The sequence below is a fragment of the Streptomyces sp. NPDC051664 genome, assembly GCF_044453545.1.
Taxonomy (GTDB): Bacteria; Actinomycetota; Actinomycetes; order Streptomycetales; family Streptomycetaceae; genus Streptomyces.
In genome coordinates, this window is the sequence record NZ_JBITCU010000033.1 from 59,532 (window position 1) to 66,199 (window position 6,668).

The window sequence follows — 6,668 nt, forward strand, 5'->3', positions numbered from 1 at the left end:
ACCGTCCGCATCAGCGGCTGCAACAATGTCCGGCCGTACCGCGGCGCCGGCGCCGCAGCACCGAAGAAGGGACACCAGGCACCCATGAGTGCGTCAGGCGGAACCAAGGCGATCGTGGCGGCACTCGCCGCCAACCTCGCGATCGCAGTGGCCAAATTCGTGGCGTTCCTGTTCAGTGGCTCGTCCTCGATGCTCGCGGAGAGCGTCCACTCGGTCGCGGACTCGGGCAACCAGGGGCTGCTGCTGCTCGGCGGCAAGAAGTCCCAGCGCGAAGCCACCCCCCAGCACCCCTTCGGCTACGGGCGTGAGCGGTACATCTACGCCTTCCTCGTCTCCATCGTCCTGTTTTCGGTCGGTGGCATGTTCGCGGTCTACGAGGGCTACGAGAAGATCCTGCACCCGCATGAGCTCGAGGCCTGGTACTGGCCGGTCGGCGTGCTGGTCTTCGCGATCATCGCCGAGGGCTTCTCCTTCCGGACCGCCATCAAGGAGTCCAACGAGAGCCGCGGCGAGCTCACCTGGACCCAGTTCGTCCGCCGGGCCAAGGCCCCCGAGCTCCCGGTCGTCCTCCTGGAGGACCTCGGCGCGCTGGTCGGTCTGGTGCTCGCACTGTTCGGTGTGGGCCTGACCCTGGCGACCGGCAACGGCGTCTGGGACGGCATCGGCACGCTGTGCATCGGCATCCTGCTGATCGGCATTGCGATCGTCCTCGCAGCAGAGACGAAGTCCCTGCTGCTCGGCGAGGCCGCCGGCACCGACCAGGTGGAAAAGATCAAGGCCGCTGTCGTCGACGGCGAAACCGTCACCCGCATCATCCACATGCGTACGCTCCACCTCGGCCCGGAAGAGCTGCTGGTCGCCGCCAAGATCGCGGTCCAGCACGACGACACCGCCACCGAGGTCGCCAACGCCATCAATGCTGCCGAGTCCCGCATCCGGGAAGCCGTCCCGATCGCCCGGGTCATCTACCTGGAACCGGACATCTTCAACGAGGCGGCCGCCGCCACGGGCACCAACCCGGCCAAGGCCCCGGACGCTCCCGAGGCCCCTGACGCCGCCCCGACACAATCCGACCACTGATCCACCCGTACCCGCCCCGGCCCCCCTCCCGATCACTTCCGGCCCCGGGCGGGCTGGGAGCGGTCGGCCCGATCGGTGTAGATTCGATGGCAGTGTCAGACGTCGCTGCTGATGGCGGTCGGCCGCTCCGCGCATGCGGACCGGGCGAGGGAGAGAGGGCCTCCGACGGACTGCGCTGCGAGCGCCCGGGCATTTCTGTGTCCGCCGCCGCAGAGCCAGCCGTACCCACCCTCGACACCCACTACGAGGAGCAGCCCGTTATGACGACGGTCGCCAATCGACAGGACTTCAAGGTCGCCGACCTCTCCCTCGCGGAGTTCGGCCGCAAGGAGATCACGCTCGCCGAGCACGAGATGCCCGGCCTGATGTCGATCCGTAAGGAGTACGCCGCCGCGCAGCCGCTCGCCGGCGCCCGCATCACCGGCTCGCTGCACATGACCGTGCAGACCGCCGTGCTGATCGAGACCCTGGTCGCCCTCGGCGCCGAGGTCCGCTGGGCCTCCTGCAACATCTTCTCCACCCAGGACCACGCCGCCGCGGCCATCGCCGTCGGTCCGAACGGCACTCCGGACGCCCCCGCCGGCGTCCCGGTCTTCGCCTGGAAGGGCGAGACGCTCGAAGAGTACTGGTGGTGCACGGAGCAGGCCCTGACCTGGCCGAACACCCCCACCGGCGGCCCCAACATGATCCTCGACGACGGTGGTGACGCCACCCTCCTCGTCCACAAGGGCGTCGAGTTCGAGAAGGCCGGTGCGGCCCCGGACCCGTCGACCGCGGACAGTGAGGAGTACGGCCACATCCTCACCCTGCTGAACCGCACCCTCGGCGAGTCCCCGCAGAAGTGGACCCAGCTGGCGTCCGAGATCCGCGGCGTCACCGAAGAGACCACGACCGGTGTGCACCGTCTGTACGAGATGCACCGCGACGGCACGCTCCTCTTCCCGGCGATCAACGTCAATGACGCCGTCACCAAATCCAAGTTCGACAACAAGTACGGCTGCCGCCACTCGCTGATCGACGGCATCAACCGCGCCACCGATGTCCTCATCGGCGGCAAGACCGCCGTCGTCTGCGGCTACGGCGACGTGGGCAAGGGCTGCGCGGAGTCCCTGCGCGGCCAGGGCGCCCGCGTCATCATCACCGAGATCGACCCGATCTGCGCCCTGCAGGCGGCGATGGACGGCTACCAGGTCGCCACGCTCGACGACGTCGTCGCCCAGGCCGACATCTTCGTCACCACGACGGGCAACAAGGACATCATCATGGCCGCCGACATGGCCAAGATGAAGCACCAGGCGATCGTCGGGAACATCGGCCACTTCGACAACGAGATCGACATGGCCGGCCTCGCCAAGATCGAGGGCATCGTCAAGGACGAGGTCAAGCCGCAGGTCCACACCTGGACGTTCCCCGACGGCAAGGTCATCATCGTGCTGTCCGAGGGCCGCCTGCTGAACCTGGGCAACGCCACCGGCCACCCCTCGTTCGTGATGTCCAACTCGTTCGCGGACCAGACCCTGGCCCAGATCGAGCTGTTCACCAAGCCCGAGGAGTACCCGACCGACGTCTACGTGCTGCCCAAGCACCTCGACGAGAAGGTCGCCCGCCTCCACCTTGCCGCGCTCGGCGTGAAGCTCACGACGCTCCGCCCCGAGCAGGCCGCGTACATCGGCGTCGAGGTCGAAGGCCCCTACAAGCCCGACCACTACCGCTACTGATCCGGCACCGGTCCCGCCCGTCAGCGACCAGACAGCTCACCCCAGGCGGGTGACCGGCCACTGACGGACGGAACAGCCGCAGTCTCAGCAGCAGATACGAGCGCAGGCCCCCGCACCCCCGTGTCGGGGGCCTGCGCCGTACCGCACCCGCACAGCCCGAGGACCCGAAGGACCCCATGCCACGCGGCCGTTATTCGCTCCACGATCCCCACGACCACACCCCCCTCGGTGAAGAGCACTTCCACTGCGCCCCCGGCCCCTCCGGCTGGCGCTACGTCTCCCAGACCATCGCCCCCTCCGGCGACCACCTCGGCTCCGTCGATCTGGCCCTCGACGAACTCGGCCGCCCCATCCGCCTCGAACTGCACGCCGCGAGCTGGCAGATCCGCGGCGCAGCCCTCGAAGGCGTCACCTGGGTCCGCACCGACCCGACCGGCACTCATGCCACCGAAGGCAATGTCCGCGCCCACGGCTTCACCGGCACATCCCCCGCATTCCTCATCGCGACCTCACGCCTGCTGCGCCTCACCCCCGGTTCCCCCGCGACCCGCATCCGTCTCGTCGCCTTCACGGACCCGGTCCTCGCCCCCCGTACCGTCGACCAGTCCTGGGCCCTGGTGAACAGTGAAGCGCACGCCACTGACAACGGCCCTCTGATGGTGGACGAATACCAGGTCAACGCCCTGGACACGGGCGAACAGCACACCATCCACATCGCCGGCGACGTAGTCCTCTCGGCCCCCGGCATCGAGCTGGAACACCTGGAAACCCCGCCCTCACCCCGCTAGAGGTTGTCCCGCACCTGGTGTGGTGGGTGGTGCGTCGATGAGGGGTGTCCTTGCGTGGACGGCAAGCCGATGAGATCGCCGGCAACGTGGACGGCACACGCGTGCCCACCCGCGACCGCAGTGCCCTCTCGCAACTGCCTCTCTCGAGCAGGCGCGACGGGACTCGCACTCCGAGGCGAATCTGCGGCGCCCAAGCAGGAATCGGGCTTCCCTGTGAACGGGCAGCAGGCGACAACCCAGATCAACAAGGGACCGCAGGACGGTTCCGCCGGACAAGTGGGGGACACCTGATCTTTGTTGTTTCCATGGTGGTCGTGCTCGCGGCCGCGGTCGGGGTGTGCTTGGTCGTACTGCGGCGCAGAGGCGGCTCGGGGGAACGCGGGGCACTGGAGCGGGGGGCAGCGGACCAGGGACTCGCACAAGGGCTGGGCACGGCGAACGCTACGAGGCAGAACACGAGGCCCTTTGGCTCCTGAACCCTGGCCTCAGCCAGTCAACTGCCCCCGACATGACCCCAGGCGACAACTACCACCCCATACGGGACAACCTCTAGACAGGCGGCGCGAACCCCGTACCCGGCTTCCGGCCCCCCGGCTCCTCCGCCTCAGAAACCCCAGGTTCAGCAGGAGCCGAAGGGACAGCAGGCGCTACAGGGGAAACAGAGGCGCCAGGAGCGACCGAACTGACCGCCCCTGCAAGCCCCATCGGCGCCGAACCACGTCCCACGCCCCCCTGCCCGAGGGGACCGGCCTGCGCAGCGGCGAACACCCGCCGGGCATCCCGCGCCTGCCGCTCGTTCACCACGCCGGCCAGATAGGCCGCGGCCGGCACCCCTGGTGGCACCGGAACCCCCGTACGCGCCGCCAGCTCACCGGCCAGCCGCTCCGCCATCGACAGCCCCACCTCCGCATCGAGCTGCTGCATCCGCGTCAGGTACTGCCGTATCGCCAGCCACAGCTCGTCCGGCACCGCTGACAGATCCAGCCCGGCGAATCGTCCGACCAGCCACGGCGGCGGAGGCGGCACAGCGACCCCGCGCCCGGCCGACACCCGCTCCCGCACGACGAGCGTCCCCGCGAAGACATCCCCGAGCCGTCGCCCCCGCGCCGACACCAGCGACGCGATGCAGGCGAAGACCCCGAGCGTCATCAGGATCTCGACGACTCCCATCGCCCCGCGTACCAGCGCGTGCCGGAACCGGATCGGCCCTCCGTCGTCCCGAACCACCCGGAGTCCACACGCGAGCTTCCCCAGCGAGCGCCCATGGCTGAGCGTCTCGACCGCGATCGGCCCGCCCACGAGCACCAGCAGAAAGGTCGCGACGGCTATGGCCGCACTTGCCGCCTCGTCCAGCGTCACCGTCGCAATGGCCAAGCCGATCGACACCAGAATGAACACGATCCAGACCACGACAAGATCGATCGCCAGAGCCAACGCACGGCTCGGCAGTCTCGCCGGTCGCAGCCCTAGTACGACCGCATCCCCGGTCACAAGCTCACTCATCGCCGCCCACCCTTCGCCGACCTTCCCTGACCCTCGGGCGCTCAGTCTGCCAAGCTGACCCGCAGCGCGCCGCAGTAGTACGGACCCGTACGCACCCATGCCTGGAGCAGCAGCCGACCATGGATCTCGACGTATTCGTGACCGCCCACCGAACCGAGTGGGACCGCCTGGACCATCTCCTGCACCGCGGGCGCCGACTCACCGGCACGGAAGCCGACGAGCTCGTCGCCCTCTACCAGCGGACGGCCACGCACCTCTCGCTGATCCAGTCCAGCGCTCCGGACCCGATGCTCACCGCGCGCCTCACCCAGCTCGTGGCCCGCGCCCGATCCACGGTGACGGGAACCCGCCGGGCGTCCTGGCGCGACGCCACCCGCTTTCTGACAGCCGGCTTCCCCGCCGCGGTCTACCGCTCCAGGCACTGGTGGATACCCACGGCCGTCCTCTCCACACTCCTGGCCGCACTCATGGGTTGGTGGATCGGCACCCACCCGGAAGTGCAGTCGGCCATCGCCGCCCCGGACGATCTACGTCGCCTGACCAGCCCCGGTGGGGAGTACGAGACGTATTACTCCAGCCACCCGGCGGCCTCGTTCGCAGCCCAGGTCTGGACGAACAATGCCCAGGCCGCCGCGATGTGCCTGGTTCTGGGAGCGTTCCTGTGCCTCCCGGTGATCTGGATCCTCTTCGTCAACGTCCTCAATCTCGCGGTCGGCATCGGCCTGATGTCATCGGCCGGCCGCCTCGACACCTTCCTCGGCCTGATCCTCCCGCACGGCCTGCTCGAACTGACCGCAGTGTTCGTCGCAGCCGGTACGGGCCTCCGCCTGGGATGGACGGTCATCGACCCCGGCCCGCAGACCCGGCGATCCGCCCTCGCGCAACAGGGCCGGGCCGCGATCGGCATGGCCATAGGCCTGGCCTTGGTTCTCTTCGTCTCCGGCGTCATCGAAGGCTTCGTGACCCCGTCGGGCCTCCCGACCTGGGGCCGCATCGCCATAGGCATAGCGGCCGAGCTGGCCTTTCTCGCCTACGTCTACGTACTGGGCGGCCGAGCGGCCCGAGCCGGCGATGCGGGAGACGTCGACGCCACCGAGCGGAGCGCTGAGCTCCCAGCCGCCGCCTGATGTGCGTACGACCCCGCTGACCTGCTAGTCTCCTCCTCGCCCCAAAAAAACCGTTGACATGGTGGACAGGGGGAGGTAGATTTTAACGGTTGAGTCGGACTGGACAAGTCAAGGCTCAACGGTTAGTCTCCATCTCGCTCACTAGGAATTGAATTCCTGAAGAGCCGTCGATTCCTTTATCTGGGCCACGAAGCCGATTAGCTCGGCCGAAACGCTTCTGATAAAGTCGAATCAGCCGAAAGGCAAAGGCCACTCCAACGGCCATCGGAATCAAATTCGAACCGGAAACGGAACGAAAATGAGTCTGGTAAGGTTGGAACCGCCGGAAAGGGAAACGCGAAAGCGAGAACCTGGAAGGCGGAACCCGCTTCGACCGGGAATCGGACACGAAAGAGTCTGATAGAGTCGGAAACGCAAGACCGAAGGGAAAAGCCCGGAGGAAAGCCCGAGAG

At 68.0% G+C, this 6,668-nt stretch carries 5 protein-coding genes; 4 read left to right on the plus strand and 1 reads right to left on the minus strand.

The features are described 5' to 3' along the window. Positions 1–84: 84 nt before the first annotated feature. The 3 genes from ACIA8E_RS35195 to ACIA8E_RS35205 all read left to right on the plus strand — a co-directional run bounded on the left by ACIA8E_RS35195 (position 85) and on the right by ACIA8E_RS35205 (position 3,586). Positions 85–1,080 (plus strand): cation diffusion facilitator family transporter, encoded by a 996-nt coding sequence (locus tag ACIA8E_RS35195; protein ID WP_399304425.1) that lies wholly within the window; start codon positions 85–87, stop codon positions 1,078–1,080. A gap of 260 nt (positions 1,081–1,340) precedes the next feature. Then, a complete protein-coding gene (gene ahcY, locus ACIA8E_RS35200; protein ID WP_030927023.1) occupies positions 1,341–2,798 on the plus strand; it encodes an adenosylhomocysteinase in 1,458 nt (485 codons plus the stop codon). Between the two features lie 176 nt (positions 2,799–2,974). Beyond that, on the plus strand, positions 2,975–3,586 hold the full coding sequence (locus ACIA8E_RS35205) for a hypothetical protein (protein ID WP_399304427.1): 612 nt from the start codon (positions 2,975–2,977) through the stop codon (positions 3,584–3,586). Positions 3,587–4,135: 549 nt separating this feature from the next. Here the strand turns inward: ACIA8E_RS35205 and ACIA8E_RS35210 are convergent. Next, on the minus strand, positions 4,136–5,089 hold the full coding sequence (locus ACIA8E_RS35210) for an RDD family protein (protein ID WP_399304429.1): 954 nt from the start codon (positions 5,087–5,089) through the stop codon (positions 4,136–4,138). 119 nt (positions 5,090–5,208) lie between these two features. On the opposite strand from ACIA8E_RS35210, the gene ACIA8E_RS35215 reads away from it, so the two are divergent. Continuing rightward, entirely contained in the window at positions 5,209–6,216 is a 1,008-nt protein-coding gene (locus tag ACIA8E_RS35215; protein WP_399304431.1) for a stage II sporulation protein M, read from the plus strand. Positions 6,217–6,668: the final 452 nt, after the last annotated feature.